Source organism: Gilvibacter sp., assembly GCF_013214815.1.
Taxonomy (GTDB): Bacteria; Bacteroidota; Bacteroidia; order Flavobacteriales; family Flavobacteriaceae; genus Gilvibacter.
In genome coordinates, this window is the sequence record NZ_JABSPU010000049.1 from 1 (window position 1) to 21385 (window position 21385).

A 21385-nucleotide genomic window follows, 5' to 3' on the forward strand; every position below is an offset into this window, starting at 1 on the left:
GAGACTGAGATTTACTACAATGGGAGCAACAAGGAACTGGCTAATAAGGTCATATATTACCCAGATCAGCCTTATGTAGTCCAACAGGAAATCAAGTATTACACGAATAAAGAAGGATCTTGGCAGGAGATCAAATACAACAATACACTTGGTAAAAAGATCAAGTCCGAAACCTACAAAAACGGTGTTTTGACCTATCAGTGCACTTATCTCAACGGTAAAAAGCACGGAATTGAATTTTGTTTGCTCAGCGATGGATCTGAAACTCGAGTAGAATACAATCAAGGTAAAAAGATTAAATAATCACATTTATACATGAAAAACATACTTGCTACAGCATTTATTTTAATGAGCATTAGTCTAGGTGCACAAACTTCTGTGAGTGCCTTGGCCAATGAGTTACTCTTACCCAACGCAGGCGGTGCCTTGCGCGGGGCAGAGTTTTATTCCGATGTGAATGGTATAAAGAAAGTCGAATCGCGACGCTCAAATATTGAGCTTTATGAGGAAGACAAACAAGCTGATGGAGCGCTTTATTTGTACTATGAGCTCGCCCTGAGCAACGGCAAAACTGCAGATATAGACTATCATTTTGATGCTAGCGGTAATCTGTTTTCGCTTTCAACCAATACCTATACAACATCGGACGAGCAGGCAGAAGACCTCTATGATTATCTACTGGGTTATTTGAAGAGCAACTTTAAAAACACAGGCACTGATAACGAAGGTTGGCAAACCTTTGAAGGCCGCAGACAGAATTACACCTACAAACTCTATCTCCAAATGAAAGAACAGGGCATGTGGAAAAAAAGCAAATACGTCGGTTTTGATATGGCGGTAGTGCAGTCTAACTGATAATCGAGTACGATTGAAGCAATGAACGTTGAATCTTATAGTTAATTTCCATGGTTAAAGATAAACTAGACTACAGCGTTTCCCTTAGGATGCAAGGATTGGGTTCCAGCGAGATCCGCGCTAAGATGGAACAGGAGGGGTTCTCAGAGGCACAGATTGAGTACTACCTCAAAAAGTCCGATGAGGTTTTCCTTTCAGAATCCGTCAATTATAGACGCAATCGGGCCAAACGCGGTCCTACGCCGTTTAAAGACCTTTGCTTTAATTGCTAGTTTGGGGCATGTTGCTCTTGGTCTTTTACGGTTATTACGGCATTGGACTCCTGGGTTTATTCTTTTGTTGGACTTTGGTGCGTTACAGTTCTTTTAATAGACGTTAATTAGATCATTTAGATAAAGCTTTTCTTATTCATGAGTCAAACAAACCCTAAGCATTCCAATAAAGACCTCTCACTGCTTTATCTTAAAAAGTACGCCGAGAAAGATCTACAGGCCATGGAAGATCTGTTTGCAGAGGACATTGTCCTGCGGGATTGGAAAATACGTGTTGCGGGTAAATCCTTGGCGCTTAGTGAAACCAAAAAGAACTTTGAGGCTGCAAGGTCACTCACTATTGACGTATTGGAAACCTATGAGAATGCGGATACGGTCGTGGCAGAGCTGAAAATTGTCGTAAATGATACAGAAGAGCTTTTTGTGGTAGATGTGATGCAGTTCAATGCCCAAGGCCAGATCAAGGCCATACGTGCTTATTTGGGGAAAGGAGATGACTGATTTATCAAAGCCACTCTTACTTGAGTATTGCCGTTTAGCTGAAGATCTCTTGTTTTTTGATTAACTTAAACCATGGGGAATCGAATCGCTTTATTACTCGCAATAGTCCTGACTATTATGTTGACACAAAATACTTCTGGACAAGATCTGAGCGTCCACAAATGGAAAGAGCGGATCCTAGTTGTCAAATCTAATGAAGCCGATAATGAGGTGCTTCAAAAGCAGTTGGAGCAATTTAAAGGAGCGGAAGCGGGGCTCAAAGAACGCAAGTTGGTCCTTTATGTAATTCGTGACTCGGAATATGATTTTGTCGATTATACAGCAGATTTAAACCGTGAAGATGGTCAGCTGAAGGAGGGAGCGATCCAAAGGCTTTTCAAATCCTCCAAAGACTTTGAAGTACTTTTAATTGGTTTGGACGGAGGCGTAAAACTGCGTCAAACAGAAATCCTGACACGCGAAGAATTATTCAGAACCATTGATGCCATGCCGATGCGCAGAAGTGAGCGTAAAAACAATTGATTTTCTTTTTAAAACAATCTCAACTCAATACCTAGTTTCCAGTAGAAACAATACCTTTAAGTATTATTCCTATGTTTTTATGAAACACTACTATATCCTTGCCCTTTTAGTATTTAGTGTCGCGGATACCCTTTATGCTCAGAACGAATCTGAGAATGATGGCCCAGTGATGAAATCGGTCAAAGAATCGATGTATAAGCCCAAAAACGGCCAATTAAAGGCACGTGAAAGTTTGTTTGATGATGGGCTAAATACGATCATAATCTATGACAAGAACGGTGATATGACTGAAATTCGTCGCTTTGAAGATTATGGAGTTCTTATCGAGACAACCTATTATGAACGGAATAAGGCGGGTAAGGCAATTGAAGGAATGGTGATTGATCAATCCGAGATCGTGAAGAATTATTGGACTTGTCAATACAACAGTGACAATAAATTAATAGAGGTACTATCCTACAATAGCGATGACAGACTGATTCAAATTCAAAACAACACTTACGATGCTAACGGAAATTTAATAGTGATGAGCATGTCAGATCCCGATCGGAATCCGCAGTGGAAACACGAATATAAATACAATGCAAAGAATCAAAAGATAGAGCAGCTGCGCTATCTGCGAGATGGATCTCTCAAAGATCGTCGAACCTATGAGTACAATAAAGACGGGCAAGAGGTTGCGCAGTATAAATTCAACAGCAAGGATGACGGCTACACAAAATTCGTTTCGACTTATGATGAAATGGGCAACCTAATCATTCAGAATTGGTTCGATGAGACTGGAAAACAAACCCATCAAACCACTTTTGAGTACGTTTATGATCCCTATGGGAATTGGATCAGCAAACGCAGAGGCTCTGATGGCAAGCTGAATATGGTTTGGGAGCGTGAGATTGAGTACTACGATTAATTTGTATAAAGCAAGAGTCAATCCTATTATTTTCCAGATTATAGCTTACTAAATATGAACAACCCACGCGTTAAAATCAAAGAAACTCAGATCCTCTCAGACAATTGGTATACACTTAATAAGGTCATTTTTGATTACCAAAATACAGACGGGACCTGGGAATCCCAAGCCAGAGAAGCCTATGATCGGGGCAACGGCGCGGCAATTTTACTATACAACAAGCAGCAGGGTACAGTGATCCTTACCCGCCAATTCAGACTGCCTACTTACATCAATGGCAATGATGATGGGATGATGATAGAAGCCTGTGCAGGACTCTTGGATAAGGACAATCCGGAGGATTGCATCAGAAAAGAAACCGAGGAAGAGACCGGCTATAAAATAAGTACGGTTCAAAAAGCGTTCGAAGCTTATATGTCACCCGGCTCGGTCACGGAGATCCTTTATTTCTTTGTGGCGGAGTATGACAACAGCATGAAGGTCAGTGAAGGCGGAGGCTTAGAAGAAGAGCAAGAGAACATAGAGGTGTTGGAACTCGCTTTTGATGATGCCTTAGGCATGATAGACTCTGGAGAAATTAAGGACGGAAAAACCATTATGTTGCTGCAATACGCCAAGATTCATCAACTACTATAAATTATAAATAATGAAAAAACTACTGCTAGGCCTTGGAATTGTTGGATTCTTGGTGGGTGGATATTTTACTGCCGATGCTTTGTTGTTCGATGGGGTAAAAGCGCGTCCTATTCAACAAAACGGGCTCTGGGCCAACTATTTTGCCCAAGACAGTGATCAGGCAAAGACAACGGTAATTCTAATTGGTGGTGGCCAATGGGGCGATTATTGGGCGCAATATCTGGCCCAAAATAATATGAACGGGCTGTCCTTGCCGTACTCAGGTGTTGGAGATCTACCGCAACTGCCTGAGGACATAGCCTTGGAATATTTTGAAAAGGCCTTGGATTGGTTAATCGCACAACCCGATGTAGACCCAGATCGCATTGTGGTCATGGGCGCATCCAGAAATGCGGAGTTGGCTTTGGTGGTGGCATCCAAGTTTCCTAATCGAGTAAGTGGCGTTGTGGCCTATACCGTTTTACCTTATAATTCTGATGAGCTAAAACCTAGCTGGACCTTTAAGGGACAAGCGATCCCTTTTGTGCCCATGGAAAAAATTCAAGGAGGTTCTCAAGAACAATTGGATCTTTTAGGGTATTGGAATGCAGGATTAGCCAAACCAGAAGCTGCTGAGGCTGCCATTGCCGTAGAACAAATTGGAGGCCCCGTATTACTAATCTCTGGGATAGAGGATCAGGTTTGGCCGTCTGCTTCAATGGCCGATACCATAGCAGCTCGATTGCAAAAGAACAACTTCAAACATGCTGTTAAGAATCTGCAGTTTGAGGCTGCAGGACATTTGATCAGTACCAATCCCGACCAAAAATCTGCTCAAATGCATGGCCAAATGCGACTCGGAGATAAAATGTACACCTACAATCAAGGCGGTACACCAGAGGGAGATCTAAAAGCCAAACAGGCAGCTCGTGAGGAGTTACTGCTGTTTTTACGCGCGCTATGATCGTTTAGTTTTGGATTGTTGTCTAAATCGCTTTACCAAAGTCAAAAGGCAATCCAATTCAGTTGAATTCGTTAATTTTAAAGAGCAACTAACTCCCTGTACTAATTTGCACGCGCTGTGAAGCTTAAAAAATCACATAAACGGATTTTATTGGCACTGATCCTTCTTCCAATTTCGATAGTTGGAGGACTCCTTATCTATGTGCAAAACCATCAAACAGAGATCATTAAAGGAGAGATCGCCAAGCTCAATATGGAGCATCAAGGGCTTGTCAAAATCGGAGATAGTGAACTCTCACTTTGGGGAAACTTCCCAGATATTTCCATCAAGGTATATGACATTCAGATCTTTGAGACCAAAGAAGACGGGGCCCCGCTTATCATGGATGTCAAAGACGTCTACATTGGTTTCAATCTGTGGGACATAGTCAATGGCAACTACGACATTCAATCCATTTTAGTAGAGGACGGGGTTTTCAACTTGGTAATTCACGAGAACAATACCACCAATATCCAGTTGGCTTTAGAAGCTCCAACCGAGACAGATTCCACCACCACTAACATCCATCTTAAAAAGATCCAATTCAAGAATTTAGATGTTCACACCTTGGATGAGGCCACAAATACAGATGTGGAAAAATTCATTTATTCTGGGCAAGGCGGATTCATCCAAAAGGACAGTATTATTGCGGGGCATATCGATACGGAATTAGAGCTGAACGTGATCAAGGATGGCGATACCACCTTTATCCGTAAAAAACATTTTGAGCTCCACACGGATGTCTCCTACAATGAAGATACGGGAATATTAGATATTGAACCTTCTGGAATTGTGATGGAGAATGGCGATTTTGAGCTCGTGGGTTCTATAGACATTCTCAACGATGTGGATCTGGATCTTACCATTACTGGGACCAAGCCCAATTTTGATATGCTGATCGCTTTTGCACCGGTTGATGTAATTCCGTTTTTAGAACGCTACAACAACGCTGGGGAGATCTATTTTTCAGCAACCATAGAAGGTGCGGCCAATTTAGGGAATAGACCCTTTATCAATGCGGAGTTTGGAGCTGGAAAGGCCTTTTTAGAGAACAGGGCCAGTGAGAAAAAGATTGATCAGATGGGTTTCAAAGGGCATTTTACCAACGGAGCCAATCGTGATGCCAGCACCATGGAGTTTTCCATAACAGACATGCGTGCCAGTCTGGAAAAAGGCGATTTTGAAGGCTCACTCTTTGTCAAGAATTTTAACGCGCCAGAGGTGGATATGCAAGTCAACTCCAATTTTAACCTGGCCTTTATCACCGATTTCTTTGAACTGGAGCAGGTACAAAATGCAAGCGGGAGTGTCTCTTTGGAGATGAACTTCCACGATATCATTGATATTGATCATCCAGAGAATACCTTGCAGCAGCTCAATCAAGCGTATTTTGCCGCTTTAAAGGTGGAGAATCTAAGTTTGGATGCCAAGCAATTCCCAGCGCCTTTAGACAGTTTGAATGTGGATCTGGTCATGAATGGAAAAGAGGCCACCCTCAAACAGTTTGAAATGTATATGGGTAATTCTGATTTGTCTATAAGCGGCTTTTTGTCAGACCTACCAGCCATCGTGCATCATACAGATACGCCCGTTGATGTCCATTTGGACATTCTTTCAAATAAACTCGATATTGCAGAGCTCAGTGGATTTACTGCGCAAGATTCAATTGCCAAGGGGATCGATGAACAAATTGAAAATATGAGCCTTGGCCTGTCTTTTAAAGCTGCGGCAAGGGATTTCACAGAATCAGAATTTCTGCCCAAAGGAGAATTCTTTGTAGATAGCCTCAATGCAGACCTCAAACATTATCCACATAAACTGCACGACTTCCATGCAGACATCCTTATAGATAAGGCAGATTTAAGGATTGTAGACTTTACTGGGTTTATTGATGATAGCGATTTTCACTTTGACGGACTCATTCATGATTTTGCCTTTTGGATGCAACCAGAGCTCAATGGAGACGTTGATCTGGACATCAACCTGACTTCCAAAAAACTGCGTTTAGAGGACGTTTTCTCGTATAAAGGAGAAAATTATGTGCCTGAGGATTACCGACACGAGATCTTTGATGATCTGGCCTTGCATTTTACCTCTAGCATGCACTACAAGGATTCTACACTGCATTCTATTGAATTGGCCTTGGATAAGTTAGACACCAAGATGGAGGTGCATCCGTTGCGCTTTACCAATTTTAGGGGAGACATCCTGTATGAAGACGCGCATTTACTGGTCAAAGGATTTCACGGAGAGATCGGTTCCACAAACTTCAATTTTGATCTGAATTACTATTTGGGCGAAGATGCAGCTGTTAAACAACAGGACAATTACCTTTTTGTCGAGGCCAACTATATCGACTTTGATGAACTGTTCAATTTTCAATTCACCGAGACTGAACCTGTGACGAACACCAAGCCAACAACGGCAGATGTACCCGAGCATGCTGAAGCGTTCAACATCTATGAGTTGCCCTTTACTGATATGCGTTTTAAGGCTGACATTGGCCATTTCATTTACCATAAGATCGACCTACAAAACATCAAAGCAGAACTCAGAACCACTCCGAATCATTATATCTATGTCGACACGCTGAACATGGACGCTGCTGGAGGAAACATTAGACTTAGCGGCTATTTCAATGGAAGCGATCCGGAGCACATCTACGTACAACCCAATTTGGTGATGAACAATGTGGAGTTGGATAAGCTGCTATTCAAATTTGAAAACTTTGGGCAAGACTTTTTGGTTTCTGAGAACCTCATGGGAAGACTTACCTCGACCATCACCGGAAAAATTCGAATCTATCCAGATATGGTCGCAGATTTGGACCAATCAGAGATCAATATGGAGGTTGAGGTTTTAGATGGGCGTCTGCGAGATTTTGACCCGATGTTGGCCCTGTCTGATTATATGGGTGATAAGAATTTGAGAAACATCCGCTTTGATACGCTGCAAAACAGTTTGTCGGTAAATCGAGGAACCATCAGCATACCCAATATGACCATTGAATCTACTCTTGGACATATGGAGCTTTCGGGTACCCACGACAGTAAACAAAACATAGATTACTCCTTGCGAATTCCGTGGAAGACCGTCAGGAAAGCCGCTTGGCAAAAGATCTTTGGCAGCCGCCGTGATTCTGTTTCAGACCCCATGAAAGAAGACGAGATCGTAGAGGTAGACCCCAAGCGTAAAACTAAATTTCTCAGTGTTCAAATTGTTGGGAATATTGAAGACTATGAGGTTTCTCTAGGGAAGAAGAAGGCTTGACAATTTTAGATTCCACTTGCATTAATAAATACCATTCAATTTGAACAACAAACAAACCTATTGGACCGGAATTATAGGAATCATCTTGTTCGCTGTTGCGGCTGTAGTAGGAGGGATGCTGGTTCCAGACTATGATCCCATCAGTCAACTGATTAGTGAATCGTATGCCGTTGATACCGAGTATGGTATTTATTTACGGTTTTTAGCATACTTACCCAGCGGATTATTGATTGCGTGGTTCTGTTTTTCAGCAAGAAAGTATTTCCCCAGAACGCGAGGACTAAATGCGGGCTTTTTGGGCGTAGGCATCTTTTACGGTTTGGCTACGGTTATGGTGGCTCTTTTTCCTTGTGACGCCGGTTGCAATAAAGAATTGATAGACCCCAGTATTTCACAGCTCATTCATAGTTTAGTAGGGTTGTTAACTTATTTATTTGTGCCGATTTGCTTGATGATCATTGGCTGGGAACTTAATAAACTGGAAGGTGATAAAGCGTTTCAGTCAGTTTTCAGTAGGAGCAGGAATCCTGACTTTAGGACTCGTGTTGCTTTTGCTTGCCATGCCGCAATCGGCCTATGTTGGGCTTATTCAACGTATTGTTGAATTGTTGTTTATGCTCTGGATTCTCTCATGTGGCCGGGCGATTCTTAAAAGCTCTTGAGTACGTTGATTATTTTTCTGGCTTGAACAGTTGTTACAATTATATGGCTCATTCTTTATAGACGTCACACCGGATTTATGAGGTCAATATTCACCATTAACGGATAAATTATCTATGGCTTAACTTCTTATTTAGTTTAATTCTACTTTAATTATTCCTTATCTTGCAGTTGATAGCGTGATTGTAGGATCATGGATCGTTCAATGAGTTTGGGACTAACGCGCTTGTCTTCCCTGTAAGCAGTTTACTCAACTTTGATCCAGAAGATTTTTTAGCATTTGGAACCCTGAGCTTTTTCATCTACCCCCTCTTGTTATTGAAGTCATTCCTGTGTGGCTTAATCAGGTAGTTATGCTGCCTAATGTAGTTGAACTAATTTTTTAATTGGAGTAAAGCATGGACCATTATTTAAAGAAGGAGCTTTATGATTTAGTTAAAAAAGACTCGAGAATCTTTGATTTTATTCAGAAGGGATCTCTCGATGGTATCTGGTATTGGGATCTTGAAAATCCAGAGATAGAATGGATGAGCTCTAAGTTCTGGACGGAGTTGGGCTATGATCCAGCCTTAATGCCCCATGAAGCTTCTGCCTGGCGCGATATCATCAACCAGGATGATTTAAAAATTGCTGGAGAAATGCTGAACAGGCATTTTGAAAATCCGCAAATTCCATACGATCAAATTGTGCGCTACACCCATAAACATGGATCGACCGTATACATACGTTGTAGGGGAATGATGATTAGCGATGAATCGGGTAAGCCCATTCGTATGCTCGGTGCACACAACAATATAACTTCGGTAGTTAATTATACCTCAGAACGGGAGTCCAGCCAACGCCTGATTGATTTGAACACGGCCTTAATTAATAAAAATAAGGAATTAGAGCAGTTTACCTATGTCGCTTCTCAAGATCTACAGGAACCTTTGAACTCCATATTGTCCTTTTCCAAACTACTTGAAGAGGAGATTGATAGCTCTAATGATTTAGTGAACGAATGTTTACAGGTAATTCAGGGATCTGCTTATAGAATGAAAGACTTTAATACTTCTCTCTTAGAGTATTCTCGAATTGGACGTGAAACAGAAATGACCGACCTAGATGTTCGCGGACTTATTGAAGAAATAAAAATTGACCTGAACGATACCATTGTAAGTTCCCAAGCAGTAGTGGCTTACATTGGTGAACCAATAAAGATAAAAGCTTACAGAAGTGATTTGTATCGTTTATTTTTGAATATCATTCAAAACGGTATCAAGTATACTGCATCAGACACAGATCCTTTTGTTGAGATAGACATGGAAGAAAGTTACACCCACTATACTTTCTCCATAAGTGATAACGGCATAGGAATTCCAGAAGAACACTTTGGAAAAATCTTTGACGTTTTTAAACGGTTGCATAACCGCGCAGAGTACCCGGGTACGGGAATTGGATTGTCTCACTGTAAAAAAGTGGCTGAATTACACCGCGGTAAGCTCTGGCTCACTTCGGAAGTAGGTAAGGGCTCCACTTTTTATTTTACCATCCCTAAATAGTACTTATGAAAAGATTAAAAAGAATCATGTTGGTCGATGATGATCACAACACCAATTTCTTCAACAAGCTCATGCTTACCAGGAATGATGTGACAGAGGAGATCGTGGCATTTGAAAACCCAATTGAAGGTCTTGAATACTTAAAGGCCGGAGAGGAGCAGGTTGATCTGTTGTTCCTAGACATAAATATGCCGGTTATGGACGGTTGGGAGTTTTTAGAGAACTATGAAATCCTTGAGCAAACTGGCGGAAAAAATTTAGTGGTCGTAATGTTGAGCACCTCGCTCAATCCAGAAGACATTGAGCGTGCCCATCAGTCACGAACTGTGGTTAAATATGTCAACAAGCCTTTAGATCATATGACCATACAAGAAGTGATGAATGTGTTTGATTAATTTCCCTAACTTCGGCCAATGGCCAAAGAGAAATCGTTTCTAAGGACTTTATTGGAGATCATTACCCAGATTTTTGAGTCGACCCAGAAAAATTCACGCCCGCGTACCTGGCACCAGCATGTTGTTCCTTATGAGGACGGATGGGCGGTACGCCGAGAAGGAAACAAGCGAATTACTTCAAAACACCGCAAACAAAGTACAGCGATCAATCGTGCTAAAAGTATTGCGCGTAAAAAGAAGTCCGATGTGATCATTCACCACAAGGACGGTGGTATTAGAGACCGCATCAGCTTTGACGACTAACTAGTCGGTCCAGCCGCGTTTCGCGTATACCTTATCGCGAATATTACTAAAACTCTCCAGGTGAATCTTATAATTCTCAGGGCTTAAAAAGTCCTTCATGTCTACGTTTAGACGTGTTACCAGATCGTCAAATTTTTGTTTTTGCTCTGCGTCTGTATAGCCGTATTTAGGCAGAGCGAGTTTGGTCATTTTGTAAGTATAGAAGGTAAGCAGGGTGTAGTAATCATCTTGTTGGTCCTCTGCCAATTCCATTTTTAAGACCTGCTCGTAGTACCACAAGCGCAAAAATCCTTTGTCTTTGTCAGTAAAGATGGCTTCATACTGTTGGGCCTCGGCGGTTTCATCCTGGGCAGAAACAAGTGTCGGTAAGGCGAACAGGGCAGCTAAGAGGCAAAATAGTTTTAGTGTTTTCATATAGGTTGGCTCGATTTTTATCTTCTGAAGTTACAAAAATTATATCCTTCTTTTTCTTTAATTGTGTTGTGGGCATTCACTTTCAATGCCTTAGGATCGTCCTGCCTGAAAGGATATCAGCTGTTTTTTGAATAACAATTTATTCGTACCTTATTGTTGGCATATAATTTGTATTGAAATTAAGTGTAAATCCACGCGTATGGGGCAAAAACTAGCCATCAAATTGCTGCTTTTATCGGGTATCCTTACGGGGATCGTGAGCTGTCAGGTTTATACGGTAAGCCCCGAAAGTTTTAAAATTCAAATGCTGGAGTATCCGGTGTTTACCCAGCTAGACTCTACAGACAGCCTATATCTTGGGCCTGTGTATTTTTATGCGTATGACATGGAATACGTTTTTGTCAAAGACAAGAATGGTCAGTCAAAATTTTTACAGAACAATCCAACAATAGAAGCCCGTATATACGAATGTAACGGGCGGAAATCAGTGTTTTATTTCGATACCATGGAGCTTAAGAATGATAGCTTAAGTGGTATTAGAAGCTTCTTGAATCCGGAGCGTAATGATATTAGTATTCCTTTTGATTCTATTCAGCGTATCGAAATCCAGAACAACAAAAAGAAATTCTACTTTGTAGAGGAGTAATTCACTCCCTAAAAGACCTTTAGTTTTGTGGATTCCAATTGGCATCCGCCAACTTCTGCAGTGCCACCGGCTCTTTAAGCCATTTTTTCAAAGTGTTGTTTCCCCAAGAATTATAGAACAGATATAACTTGCCATCACGGATCTCAAAGGTTTCCGGGTTTACATCTACCTTCTTGCCATTTTTGGCGATCGCATAGGCGCAATAACCACCGTATTGCGGTAAAAAGGCCTCTGGATTGTCTTGAAAACGCTTTGCGTTAGCCGCTGAAGCAAAGCGATAGGTCGTTCCTTCATATTGAATTTCATGGGATTTTGACCCTTCTTGTGGGCTTCCGTCAAAATAAGCCACTACGTCATAGCCGTGAATAGCAACACCTTTTTTAGCGTTAACGTCTTGGGCGAATAGGGAAGCGCTGCTCAGTACAACAGCAAGTGTCAATATGATTTGTTTGTACATCTTCTTGTTTTTTTTCTGTAGTCACATGCTCAGTCAACTCCTTACAGAAAAACAGAATTCAGGCATTGTTTTTTTGCCGATTGCGTTTTAACTTTACTGAAAAACAAGGCTATGCAGACCCCAACACGATTTGACAAAGCTCTCAATGCGCTCTATGAAGGTTTTTATAACGGGCAATTGCATCCTGAGGATTCTTGCCGTTGTGCCGTAGGAACGCTTTGTAATGGGTGGAGTGCCTGGAAGCATTTTTCTGATCAGCACGGCAATCTCGATCTGAACTACGTGGGAAAAGTCCATGAAGGCATCGGCCGTCGTTATTGCGGATATCTACCCAGTGAACTCCTGCGAATTGAAGCAGCTTTTTTAAAGGGCTGCGGATATGATCTGCCTTTGGATCACAGAAGTAAAAGGCCTCAGGACCCTGCAGACCTTGAGGTGATCTACCAAGGATTGCTTGCAGCAATTAGTGAACTATGTCGTTTAGACAGGATTCCAGAGTTTTTACCACACAAAAACGCCTTGGAGGATATTTACAGAATACGCCAATTACAAACAGCATAAAAAAACCGGCTCAAGGCCGGTTTTTTTGTTTTCGTAGAGTCCTGAGAGACTCACAAAGAATCACAGGCCTGTGCGGTTTACAGGTGTTTTAGATGAATTACCTCAAAATTACGAGCATCAAAATAATCGTCTAAACCGTAATCGGTATTGATGATGATTCCACCCAGCAAAGTAACACGATCCACAGCGAATTCGTCCTTACAAGTCTTCACATAATCTCTTACCTTTTGGTGAATGATATTATAAGTAGCTTCAGTAATTGCTTTTTGCTGATTGTCACTATTGATGATGTCATCTCGATAAGGCAATAAGCTTTCTTCAAGCTTCATCTGCTGGTAATCGTCATCATTCATAACAGGCTTGTAGCTCTCGTCTTGCATACGACTTAAAGCGAGCATTAAGGCACCACATGAGTTTCCGGTGTCTTCCTGACGTGGTCGGTACATTTTACCCAATTCTCCGTCAAGAGTTATCCCAATGTGAGGACCGTAGAAGATAAATGCGCTCCCTTGATCCGGAATGTGATGTGCAAATGCGGTCATACCTGTTTGTCCAGCAAAAGGAATTCCTCCAAGGCCACCCATGATAAACGGGCCAAACAATACGTTAAAAAAGGTCGTTGAAGGCACATTGATGTCATCAGAACAAACAGATGTTGCCATAAGTACCTTAGAGATATCAATTTTGTATTCTAGTTGCATTTTACCCAAATAGTGAATGGAAGTGTCTTTAGCATCCATTGCGTTCGGGAAATGGCTTTTAACTTTTTCGTCAAACTTTCTTTGTAACATAGTATTGAGCTTTATATCTGTGCTAGAAAATACACAGGTGAGTTTATGAATTTGGTTTTAATTTAAAGAATTCGATATAGCTTTCAGGATTTTCAACAGTACCGCGAGTGGATATCAAATTAATAGTGATGTTCCTGTTCTTCGCTTTCTCTTGAAAATCTTCCAGTATCTCGATAATGTCATTGTCTAGATAGCGTGTATTGCGCACGTCTAATTCTAGATAGGAGTTCTCTTCTAAGGCATCTAATTCCTTCAAAATAGCTCCTTTGTTAAAGAAGGTAACTTCTTCTGCCAAGGTCATTTTTATCTTGCGCTTGCCATTACTCTTGTCTTCAATATTCAAGAAGTGTGAGTTCTGGTAACTCTTGATCAAGATTACTACAATTCCAACGGCCAATCCCAGGCCAATACCTTTCAGTAGGTCTAAGAATACAATTCCCAAAACAGTCACCACGAAGGGTACGAACTGCTTCCAACCTAAATTGTACATCTTTACAAACAAGGCAGGCTTGGCTAATTTATAACCAACAACAAGAAGAACCGCAGCCAAAACAGAAAGTGGAATTTTGTTCATCAGGGTTGGGATCGCAATCACAGCAAGGATCAAGAAGAATCCGTGAATGATTGCAGAAAGCTTGGTCTTACCTCCAGACTGTATGTTGGTGGAACTACGCACAATCACCTGAGTAATTGGCAATCCTCCAATAAGTCCAGAAACCATGTTTCCGGCTCCCTGAGCTAAAAGTTCTCTATTGGTTGGTGTTACGCGTTTTTCAGGATCGAGTTTATCCGTCGCCTCAACACAGAGTAGGGTCTCCAGAGAGGCTACCAAGGCAATGGTAAATGCGGTCACCCAAATTCCTGAGCTGGTAATGGCGCTCCAATTCGGGAACGTGAATTGTCCTAAAAAGGAATCAAAACTTTCCGGAACAGGAATTTGTACCAGGTGTTCTTTGCTGATCTCCATATCCGTTCCAAGGGTGAAGGAGAAAAAGATAATCCCCAAAACAACTGCTACTAAAGGACCTTGGATAAGTTTAAAGATGTTTGATTTTTTAGTCAGGACACGATCCCACAGAATCAGAATAGCCAAAGAGATCACTGCAATAAGGGTAGCTCCAGGACTGATGTAATCCAACATATTTCCTAATTCTGAGAAGGTGGTTTGTCCGTCCACTTGGTTATACGCAAAGTCGCCAATGGCGTCCTTGTCGTAACCGAAGAAGTGCGGAATTTCTTTAAGGATGATGATAATACCAATTCCCGTTAGCATCCCTTTAATCACTGAAGATGGGAAGTAATAAGCAATGATCCCAAAGCGCAGTAATCCAAAACCAATCTGAATAGCACCAGCCAATACAACAGCGAGCAAAAAGGTCTCAAAGCCTTCGAGGGAAATGATAGCGGCCGATACGATCGCGGCCAATCCAGCGGCTGGTCCAGAAACTCCGATACTCGAACCACTTAAAGATCCTACGATGATTCCTCCAATAATACCTGCAATCAATCCAGAGAAGAGAGGAGCTCCACTGGCCAGTGCAATTCCCAAACAGAGTGGAAGTGCAACAAAGAATACTACAATACTTGCAGGCAAGTCGTTTTTAATGTGTTTTAGCATGACTTGCAATTTTTGCCCTAAGGGCGGTTGAAATAAAATGAAATAAGACCTAGAGGCGGGTCATGCCTTCTGGAGGTGGGGAACTCACTTCCTTGGCCGGTAAGGCATAGCCCGAAATGTAGGTGCCAAAATTATTCTGACTGAGCTGTGTAAAACCGAGAAGTGCGTTGTTCTCACGGGGGGTGTCCCATTGCTTTTCCTCTAACTCTTTCTCTGTTTTCTCCTTTTTAGATTCGTCATCAGTTTCTTGAACTAAAGAAGTTTCTACACTGATTTCCAGCAAAGTACAAACAGAGGGAGCCAATATTGATAAACTCAATACACCAGAGATTACAAATAAAAATAGGGATTTCCTCATAGAGGTAAATATAACGCCTTTTTATGAATATCATAAATGATTTTAATGTCGATGGTGTTAAAAATTATTAACGTTCTGGTTCACTCCCTCGAGATTTACGTGTATTAATGGCTTATTTTTGCGAGTGATGGAATTTGATTGGAATCTTTTATTGCTCGTTGGCGCCGGTTTTGTAGCTGGTGTGGTTAATACCTTTGCGGGAGGAGGCTCGTTATTAACCCTTCCCGTTTTGATCTTTATGGGCTTACCCGCCGCTGTGGCCAATGGAACTAATCGAATCAGCATACTGCTGCAAACCTTATCGAGTTCTGCAGGTTTTTATTCCAAAGGAGTGAATACCTTTCCCTTCAGTATTTGGCTGGCTATTCCAGCTACGCTGGGAGCTGTCATAGGGGCGAGGATCGCCATTGATCTACCGGAATCGCTCTTCAATAAGATCCTGGCCTTTGTCATGATCGCGGTGGTGATCTATTTGGTGAGTCAACGTAAACGCGGTGTAAAAGAAGTCGTGGAACGTCTAAGCGGCAAACATTTGTGGGTGAGTATGGGCTTCTTTTTTATCATTGGTATTTACGGCGGATTCATTCAGGCGGGAACCGGTTTTTTAATCCTTTTGGTCTTGTCTATGGTGAACCGAATGAGTTTGGTCAAATCCAATGCTGTTAAGGTCTTTGTGGTCTTTATTTTCAATATCGGTGCTCTTTTGACCTTTGCCTTGGCTGGGGATATCAAATGGAGTTACGGTTTGGTCATGTCCATTGGAAGTGCAAGCGGGGCGTGGTTGGCCAGCCGGTGGGCAGTAGACAAAGGAGATAAGCTGGTCAAGATATTCTTGGTCATCATGGTGCTGGCGATGGCTACCAAGCTTTGGTTTTTCTCCACCTAGCCATTGACAGTACTTTTTCTACTATTTGAGTTTCTTATGGAATCGCCGTTTCTGCGGAGCAGCAAGCGTCGTATCTTTGCATTATGAAATCAGCAGTTGTACAAAAACTCCATTGGCGTTATGCCACCAAGAAATTCGATCCGAATAAAAAATTGACCCCAGAGCAAGTAGATACGCTTTGTGAGTCCTTCAATCTCACGGCAACTTCCTACGGGCTGCAGGCCTTAAAAATGGTGGTCATTAGCAATGCCGATCTCAAAAAACAGTTGGTCGCTCACAGCTGGAACCAACAGCAAGTCAGTGACGCCTCACATCTTTTAGTGATCTGTCGCGAACGCACATTAGATAGTAATTACATCAAGGATCACTTTAAGCGCGTGGAACAAATCCGCAACACGCCTCGTGAGATCTTAGATCCTTTTGAGAAGTATCTGTTGGATAGTTTTGCTGATAAGACTGAGCAGGAGATCAGCCGTTGGATGGATAAGCAGGCCTATATTGCCTTGGGTAACCTGCTTACGGTCTGTGCTGTGGAGCAAATTGATTCCTGCCCAATGGAAGGTTTTGATCCGAAGGCTTATGATAAACTCTTAGAATTGGAATCCAAAGGTTTGAATTCTGTCTTGGTATTACCTGTGGGTTACCGTGCTGAAGATGATTTAATGGCCGATCTTAAAAAGGTCAGACGTGGCAGCGAGAACGTGATCATCAACATTGAATAACTTTCTGCAATTGCCCGTTTAAGGGCGCCGTGCAAATGCTATATTTGCTTAAAAGATATAGCTCATGCCCGGATTTGAACTTTTTGGCGCTGCGGAACGCCAACACGTACAAGACGTTTTAAACACTGGTGTTTTGATGCGTTATGGCTTTGATGGCCTGCGCGATGGTATTTGGAAGGCCAAAGAATTTGAGACTGCCTTTGCAGATCGAATGGGCGTTGACCATTGCCAACTGGTTAGCAGTGGTACCGCCGCCTTGACAGTGGCATTAGCCGCTGCAGGTATTGGGGCTGGTGATGAAGTCATTATGCCCACATTCACTTTTGTAGCGAGTTTTGAGTCTATTATCGCCATAGGTGCGGTTCCGGTTTTGGTGGATATAGACGATACGCTTTGTTTGGATCCCAAGGCTGTAGAAGCTGCAATTACTGACAAGACCAAATGCGTCATGCCGGTTCATATGTGCGGGGCTATGGCGGATCTAGCTCCGCTTAAAGCTATCTGTGAGAAACACGATCTGTTGTTGTTGGAAGATGCTTGTCAGGCCATTGGTGGAACCTACCAAGGCACTGCTTTAGGGGCTTATGGGGATCTGGGATGTTTTTCTTTCGATTTTGTAAAGACCATTACCTGCGGAGAAGGCGGGGGAGTGATCACCAATAATGCTGACTTTGCCAAGCGCGCAGATCACTACCAAGACCACGGCCACGATCATATTGGAAACGATCGTGGGGCAGAGGGTCATCCGTTTTTAGGGTATAACTACCGCATCAGTGAATTACAAGCTGCAGTGGGCTTGGGGCAGCTCAGTCAGTTTGATGAAATACTAGCTATTCAGAAGAGAAACTTCAGCATCATTGCCGAGGCATTAAGCGATCTTCTAAACGTCACCCCACGGCGAATTCCAGAAGGAGCAGCGGGCAATCATTCCTTCATCAACTTCTTTATGGAAACGGAGCAACAAGCGGCAAAGGCGCAAAAGGCGCTAGCAGATGCAGGAATTGACGCCTGTTTCTATTGGTACAACAATAATTGGCATTATATCCGTGGATGGGCGCATCTCAAAAATGCTACAGGAGCAGGGCCACTTTCCGAAGCCATCAAAAAGGAGCTGTTGTCTTTAGAGAACAGAGACTTCTCCAAGAGCGATCATTGGATGGGTAGAAACTTGTCCTGTTTAGTAAAACTATCGTGGACTGAGCAGCAGGTCCGCGAACGTGCCGCGACCATGCGTGAAGTGCTTTCTAGCCTTTAGTAGTTGATATAATCTGTGATCTCCAGACCGTAACCGATCATTCCAACACGTTTGGTCTGTTGGTTGTTGGAGATCAATCGGATCTTAGCAATGCCAAGGTCGTGCAGGATCTGAGCGCCAATTCCGAAATCTTTATTATCCATGGCAATACGTGGAGCCTTTACCACTTCGTCTCCAGATTGCTGCTCTTTCAGTGCTCCTAAGCGCTTGAGTAAATTTAAAGATTGCGATTGCTGATTGATAAACACCACAGCACCTTTTCCTTCTTTTTCCACAGCTTTGAACATATCGTCCAGCTTTTTATCTGCATTGTTGGTCAGGGTTCCAAGGATGTCGTTGTTGACTAAGGTAGAATTGATACGAACGGCCACAGGCTCATCAGTAGTCCAACTTCCTTTTGTAAGCGCAAGATGTACTTGATCATTAGTAGTTTGCTTGTAAGCGCGCAAACGGTAACTTCCAAAATTGGTCGCGATCTGGAAGTCTTCCATTTTCTCAATCAAGGAATCGTGTTGCATGCGGTAGGCAACCAAGTCCTCAATAGAGATCAATTTAAGGTCGAATTTCTTAGCAACATCTACTAACTGAGGCAAACGCGCCATGGTTCCGTCTTCATTCAAGATTTCCACCAGGATTCCTGCAGGTTCCATTCCAGCAAGACGCGCCAGGTCAATAGCAGCTTCTGTATGTCCTGTTCTACGCAATACTCCACCTTCTTTAGCTCGTAAAGGAAAGATGTGTCCTGGGCGGCCTAAATCATGCGGCTTGGTGTTTTTGTCCACCAAGGCTTTGATGGTTTTAGAACGATCGTGTACAGAAATACCCGTAGTACAACCGTGACCGATCAAATCCACAGAAACCGTAAACTGGGTGTGGTGCAAAACAGTGTTGTTTTCTACCATCATATTGAGTTCCAGTTCTTGACAACGCTCTTCTGTAAGCGGAGCACAGATCAATCCGCGACCATGAGTGGCCATAAAATTGATCATCTCTGGGGTTACAGATTCCGCAGCAGCGATAAAATCCCCTTCATTCTCTCTGTTCTCGTCATCCACAACAATGACCACCTTGCCAGCGCGAATGTCTGCAATGGCTTCTTCTATAGTATTGAGTGTGATTTGCGATTGGGCCGTCTCCATGAATTCAAAATTTATGCAAAGATACGGTCTTTAAAGTTGTTTTATGTCTGCTTCAATGCGTTTGTTGAAAGTGCGTCTAAAGAAGTAGAAAAACGGAATCCCGAAGAGAATGTAGGCCACAAAAACTTCAATAGGAGTTTTCTTTTTCATGGCTTTGTAGATCTTATTGTGCCAGATCAAGGTTTGGATCAGTTTGATTAAAGTTATTCCCAAGCTGATGTAGGCAATTATCGGCAAGGCTTTCTCCACCAACCAAGAAGATTCCCCGGCACTGTAAACACTGCTGATCAACCAAGTGAATACAATAGCCAGATTGATCAAGTAGAAATACAGCGTTTGCTTGGAGTATTTCTTGTACTCGCCATAGGCCAACATGCTTTCGTTGTAGATATGATCTTCAAAATTCCCTTGCATGCGCAATTCCAATTCTGAGATGCCGCGTTGTTCCAAATAGAGTAGGGCCTGATTGCGATACGTACTGCTATAACCGTGTTTCCTGTGATATTTGACCACTTGGATAAGCCCGTCGTTGTCTAAAGCGTTTAGCTCATCTTTCTGCTCTTGAGATAAGGCCACTTGATTGGCAGCTACCGGTGCCAATTGCCGTTTGCGCCTAAATCTTCCAAAGAAACTGTCAAAATCAAAGACGTTTTGGTCTGTAGTGGCGCGATAGGTGATCCAAATTCCTAAGGGCAATAGGATCAAACTTGAGAGCCAGGTGGCCATTACTGCATTTAAAGAACCGTCTTCTGCACTGTTCTTGGCAAAGATTCCAATAAAATGATAGGTCAAAAACAACAGAATAGCAATAACCATTGGTAATCCAATACCACCTTTTCGTATTAAAGCACCGAGCGGAGCACCGACAAAAAACAAAATAATACATGCAAAACCTAAAGCATATTTTTCATGCAATGCAATAATATGCCGGTTTCGTTCTGAAGTTTTGTTTTCAAAAGTCTTGGCGTTACTTTCTAAAATTTGAGATGTACTGGTAGCGGAAACTAATGCTAATTTTAAAACTTGAATTTTGCCCTTTGTGTCTAAAAGTTTTAAAATATCGTCATCAAAAACAGTATCTTTCTTATGTTCAATATTGGTTTTTAGATTTGCGTATGAAGTTCTGTTGTAGAGACTTGTTGACAAATCTTTAAACTCTTTATCGCGTTGATTATAAAGACTGTCAATGGTATAATTCAGTTCCTGAACACCAAGCATGCTGTATTTGTCATCAGTAGATTTTTCATCGAGGTCATCTTTACCTAAGTTACCTAAATCGACATTGATAGTGTAGGTTTCAAATTGACTTTGTGCGTGTGGTTTGTTGGTGTTGAACTTCCTCATATCGCGCGAAATCAACTCGTCGTAATAATTTCCATCGGTTAATTCTAACTTCAGAATATTAGAATCGTCAGCACTTTTAAGATCAACTTTCGCCGCGTTAAATTTTATGATATTTACTGACATAAAATTTTTACGCTTATGAATGATTACTTTATCTAAAAATTGCCCGCGATCTCCTGACTTTTTTTCTACTCTTATATTTATGTTTCCAATCTCGTCGAATTGGCCTTCAGCAATAGCTAAAGCTGGTTTTACCTTAGCAATATTTCGTCTGAGATTGAAATAATTATATTCGCCCCAAGGAATAACGTTGTTAGCAAAAAAGAAACAAGCTATTCCTAAGCCTA

General features: G+C 42.0%; 25 protein-coding genes. 18 read left to right on the forward strand and 7 right to left on the reverse strand.

Annotation, left to right across the window (positions count from 1 at the left end):
- The 13 genes from HRT75_RS10270 to HRT75_RS10330 all read left to right on the forward strand — a co-directional run.
- The coding region (locus tag HRT75_RS10270; RefSeq protein WP_291186137.1) for a hypothetical protein at positions 1-303 on the forward strand (303 nt) is incomplete at its 5' end.
- A 12-nt stretch (positions 304-315) separates the two neighbouring features.
- On the forward strand, positions 316-855 hold the full coding sequence (locus HRT75_RS10275; protein ID WP_291186140.1) for a hypothetical protein: 540 nt from the start codon (positions 316-318) through the stop codon (positions 853-855).
- 50 nt (positions 856-905) lie between these two features.
- Positions 906-1127 carry a hypothetical protein gene (locus tag HRT75_RS10280; RefSeq protein ID WP_291186143.1) on the forward strand — a complete coding sequence of 74 codons (222 nt, stop codon included), beginning with the start codon at positions 906-908 and terminating at the stop codon, positions 1125-1127.
- Positions 1128-1265: 138 nt separating this feature from the next.
- Positions 1266-1628 carry a nuclear transport factor 2 family protein gene (locus tag HRT75_RS10285; RefSeq protein WP_291186146.1) on the forward strand — a complete coding sequence of 121 codons (363 nt, stop codon included), beginning with the start codon at positions 1266-1268 and terminating at the stop codon, positions 1626-1628.
- Positions 1629-1700: 72 nt separating this feature from the next.
- Positions 1701-2150, forward strand: a complete 450-nt coding sequence (locus HRT75_RS10290) for a DUF4174 domain-containing protein (RefSeq protein WP_291186149.1) — start codon at positions 1701-1703, stop codon at positions 2148-2150.
- Positions 2151-2229: 79 nt separating this feature from the next.
- Positions 2230-3060, forward strand: a complete 831-nt coding sequence (locus HRT75_RS10295) for a hypothetical protein (RefSeq protein WP_291186152.1) — start codon at positions 2230-2232, stop codon at positions 3058-3060.
- 54 nt (positions 3061-3114) lie between these two features.
- Complete coding sequence (gene nudK / locus HRT75_RS10300; protein WP_291186154.1) at positions 3115-3696, forward strand: GDP-mannose pyrophosphatase NudK; 582 nt, start codon at positions 3115-3117, stop codon at positions 3694-3696.
- A 10-nt stretch (positions 3697-3706) separates the two neighbouring features.
- Positions 3707-4639, forward strand: a complete 933-nt coding sequence (locus tag HRT75_RS10305; RefSeq protein WP_291186156.1) for an acyl-CoA thioester hydrolase/BAAT C-terminal domain-containing protein — start codon at positions 3707-3709, stop codon at positions 4637-4639.
- A 150-nt stretch (positions 4640-4789) separates the two neighbouring features.
- The gene (locus tag HRT75_RS10310) at positions 4790-7948 is read left to right on the forward strand and encodes an AsmA-like C-terminal region-containing protein (protein WP_291186159.1); all 3159 of its coding nucleotides are present in this window, start codon (positions 4790-4792) and stop codon (positions 7946-7948) included.
- Positions 7949-7988: 40 nt separating this feature from the next.
- Entirely contained in the window at positions 7989-8552 is a 564-nt protein-coding gene (locus tag HRT75_RS10315) for a DUF998 domain-containing protein (RefSeq protein ID WP_291186162.1), read from the forward strand.
- Positions 8553-9006: 454 nt separating this feature from the next.
- Positions 9007-10149, forward strand: coding sequence for an ATP-binding protein (locus HRT75_RS10320; RefSeq protein WP_291186165.1), 1143 nt, complete (start codon positions 9007-9009; stop codon positions 10147-10149).
- Between the two features lie 5 nt (positions 10150-10154).
- Positions 10155-10544 (forward strand): response regulator, encoded by a 390-nt coding sequence (locus HRT75_RS10325; RefSeq protein WP_291186167.1) that lies wholly within the window; start codon positions 10155-10157, stop codon positions 10542-10544.
- 18 nt (positions 10545-10562) lie between these two features.
- Entirely contained in the window at positions 10563-10847 is a 285-nt protein-coding gene (locus HRT75_RS10330) for a DUF2188 domain-containing protein (RefSeq protein WP_291186170.1), read from the forward strand.
- On the opposite strand, the gene HRT75_RS10335 is transcribed toward HRT75_RS10330, so the two are convergent.
- A complete protein-coding gene (locus HRT75_RS10335) occupies positions 10848-11261 on the reverse strand; it encodes a hypothetical protein (RefSeq protein ID WP_291186173.1) in 414 nt (137 codons plus the stop codon).
- 199 nt (positions 11262-11460) lie between these two features.
- On the opposite strand from HRT75_RS10335, the gene HRT75_RS10340 reads away from it, so the two are divergent.
- The gene (locus tag HRT75_RS10340) at positions 11461-11907 is read left to right on the forward strand and encodes a hypothetical protein (protein WP_291186175.1); all 447 of its coding nucleotides are present in this window, start codon (positions 11461-11463) and stop codon (positions 11905-11907) included.
- Positions 11908-11926: 19 nt separating this feature from the next.
- On the opposite strand, the gene HRT75_RS10345 is transcribed toward HRT75_RS10340, so the two are convergent.
- A complete protein-coding gene (locus HRT75_RS10345; RefSeq protein ID WP_291186177.1) occupies positions 11927-12364 on the reverse strand; it encodes a YHS domain-containing (seleno)protein in 438 nt (145 codons plus the stop codon).
- Between the two features lie 111 nt (positions 12365-12475).
- Between HRT75_RS10345 and HRT75_RS10350 the strand changes: the two genes are divergently transcribed.
- Positions 12476-12925, forward strand: a complete 450-nt coding sequence (locus HRT75_RS10350; RefSeq protein ID WP_291186180.1) for a Na(+)-translocating NADH-quinone reductase subunit F — start codon at positions 12476-12478, stop codon at positions 12923-12925.
- A 77-nt stretch (positions 12926-13002) separates the two neighbouring features.
- Here the strand turns inward: HRT75_RS10350 and HRT75_RS10355 are convergent, their stop codons facing one another.
- From HRT75_RS10355 to HRT75_RS10365, 3 genes are read right to left on the reverse strand one after another with little or no spacing between them, the layout of a single operon-like run.
- Positions 13003-13716, reverse strand: coding sequence for a hypothetical protein (locus HRT75_RS10355; protein WP_291186182.1), 714 nt, complete (start codon positions 13714-13716; stop codon positions 13003-13005).
- Between the two features lie 43 nt (positions 13717-13759).
- A complete protein-coding gene (locus HRT75_RS10360; protein ID WP_291186185.1) occupies positions 13760-15334 on the reverse strand; it encodes a SulP family inorganic anion transporter in 1575 nt (524 codons plus the stop codon).
- A 49-nt stretch (positions 15335-15383) separates the two neighbouring features.
- Entirely contained in the window at positions 15384-15692 is a 309-nt protein-coding gene (locus HRT75_RS10365; protein WP_291186189.1) for a hypothetical protein, read from the reverse strand.
- A gap of 127 nt (positions 15693-15819) precedes the next feature.
- Here HRT75_RS10365 and HRT75_RS10370 point away from each other — a divergent pair, with 127 nt between their 5' ends.
- From HRT75_RS10370 to HRT75_RS10380, 3 genes are all read left to right on the forward strand, one after another.
- Positions 15820-16578, forward strand: a complete 759-nt coding sequence (locus HRT75_RS10370; RefSeq protein ID WP_291186192.1) for a sulfite exporter TauE/SafE family protein — start codon at positions 15820-15822, stop codon at positions 16576-16578.
- A gap of 83 nt (positions 16579-16661) precedes the next feature.
- Entirely contained in the window at positions 16662-17300 is a 639-nt protein-coding gene (locus HRT75_RS10375; protein ID WP_291186195.1) for an NAD(P)H-dependent oxidoreductase, read from the forward strand.
- 64 nt (positions 17301-17364) lie between these two features.
- Complete coding sequence (locus tag HRT75_RS10380; protein WP_291186198.1) at positions 17365-18555, forward strand: DegT/DnrJ/EryC1/StrS family aminotransferase; 1191 nt, start codon at positions 17365-17367, stop codon at positions 18553-18555.
- On the opposite strand, the gene ribB is transcribed toward HRT75_RS10380, so the two are convergent.
- Positions 18552-19694, reverse strand: coding sequence for a 3,4-dihydroxy-2-butanone-4-phosphate synthase (ribB, locus tag HRT75_RS10385; RefSeq protein ID WP_291186201.1), 1143 nt, complete (start codon positions 19692-19694; stop codon positions 18552-18554). The genes HRT75_RS10380 and ribB overlap by 4 nt on opposite strands.
- Before the next feature lie 30 nt (positions 19695-19724).
- Positions 19725-21385, reverse strand: a 1661-nt coding sequence (locus HRT75_RS10390) for an LptF/LptG family permease (RefSeq protein ID WP_291186204.1), incomplete at its 5' end; no start/stop codon positions are given.

Coding starts and splice junctions, on each gene's coding strand:
- HRT75_RS10275 (WP_291186140.1), top strand. CDS start 316: ATGAAAAACATACTTGCTACAGCATTTATTTTAATGAGCATTAGTCTA.
- HRT75_RS10280 (WP_291186143.1), top strand. CDS start 906: ATGGTTAAAGATAAACTAGACTACAGCGTTTCCCTTAGGATGCAAGGA.
- HRT75_RS10285 (WP_291186146.1), top strand. CDS start 1,266: ATGAGTCAAACAAACCCTAAGCATTCCAATAAAGACCTCTCACTGCTT.
- HRT75_RS10290 (WP_291186149.1), top strand. CDS start 1,701: ATGGGGAATCGAATCGCTTTATTACTCGCAATAGTCCTGACTATTATG.
- HRT75_RS10295 (WP_291186152.1), top strand. CDS start 2,230: ATGAAACACTACTATATCCTTGCCCTTTTAGTATTTAGTGTCGCGGAT.
- nudK (WP_291186154.1), top strand. CDS start 3,115: ATGAACAACCCACGCGTTAAAATCAAAGAAACTCAGATCCTCTCAGAC.
- HRT75_RS10305 (WP_291186156.1), top strand. CDS start 3,707: ATGAAAAAACTACTGCTAGGCCTTGGAATTGTTGGATTCTTGGTGGGT.
- HRT75_RS10320 (WP_291186165.1), top strand. CDS start 9,007: ATGGACCATTATTTAAAGAAGGAGCTTTATGATTTAGTTAAAAAAGAC.
- HRT75_RS10325 (WP_291186167.1), top strand. CDS start 10,155: ATGAAAAGATTAAAAAGAATCATGTTGGTCGATGATGATCACAACACC.
- HRT75_RS10330 (WP_291186170.1), top strand. CDS start 10,563: ATGGCCAAAGAGAAATCGTTTCTAAGGACTTTATTGGAGATCATTACC.
- HRT75_RS10335 (WP_291186173.1), bottom strand. CDS start 11,261: ATGAAAACACTAAAACTATTTTGCCTCTTAGCTGCCCTGTTCGCCTTA.
- HRT75_RS10340 (WP_291186175.1), top strand. CDS start 11,461: ATGGGGCAAAAACTAGCCATCAAATTGCTGCTTTTATCGGGTATCCTT.
- HRT75_RS10345 (WP_291186177.1), bottom strand. CDS start 12,364: ATGTACAAACAAATCATATTGACACTTGCTGTTGTACTGAGCAGCGCT.
- HRT75_RS10350 (WP_291186180.1), top strand. CDS start 12,476: ATGCAGACCCCAACACGATTTGACAAAGCTCTCAATGCGCTCTATGAA.
- HRT75_RS10355 (WP_291186182.1), bottom strand. CDS start 13,716: ATGTTACAAAGAAAGTTTGACGAAAAAGTTAAAAGCCATTTCCCGAAC.
- HRT75_RS10360 (WP_291186185.1), bottom strand. CDS start 15,334: ATGCTAAAACACATTAAAAACGACTTGCCTGCAAGTATTGTAGTATTC.
- HRT75_RS10365 (WP_291186189.1), bottom strand. CDS start 15,692: ATGAGGAAATCCCTATTTTTATTTGTAATCTCTGGTGTATTGAGTTTA.
- HRT75_RS10370 (WP_291186192.1), top strand. CDS start 15,820: ATGGAATTTGATTGGAATCTTTTATTGCTCGTTGGCGCCGGTTTTGTA.
- HRT75_RS10375 (WP_291186195.1), top strand. CDS start 16,662: ATGAAATCAGCAGTTGTACAAAAACTCCATTGGCGTTATGCCACCAAG.
- HRT75_RS10380 (WP_291186198.1), top strand. CDS start 17,365: ATGCCCGGATTTGAACTTTTTGGCGCTGCGGAACGCCAACACGTACAA.
- ribB (WP_291186201.1), bottom strand. CDS start 19,694: ATGGAGACGGCCCAATCGCAAATCACACTCAATACTATAGAAGAAGCC.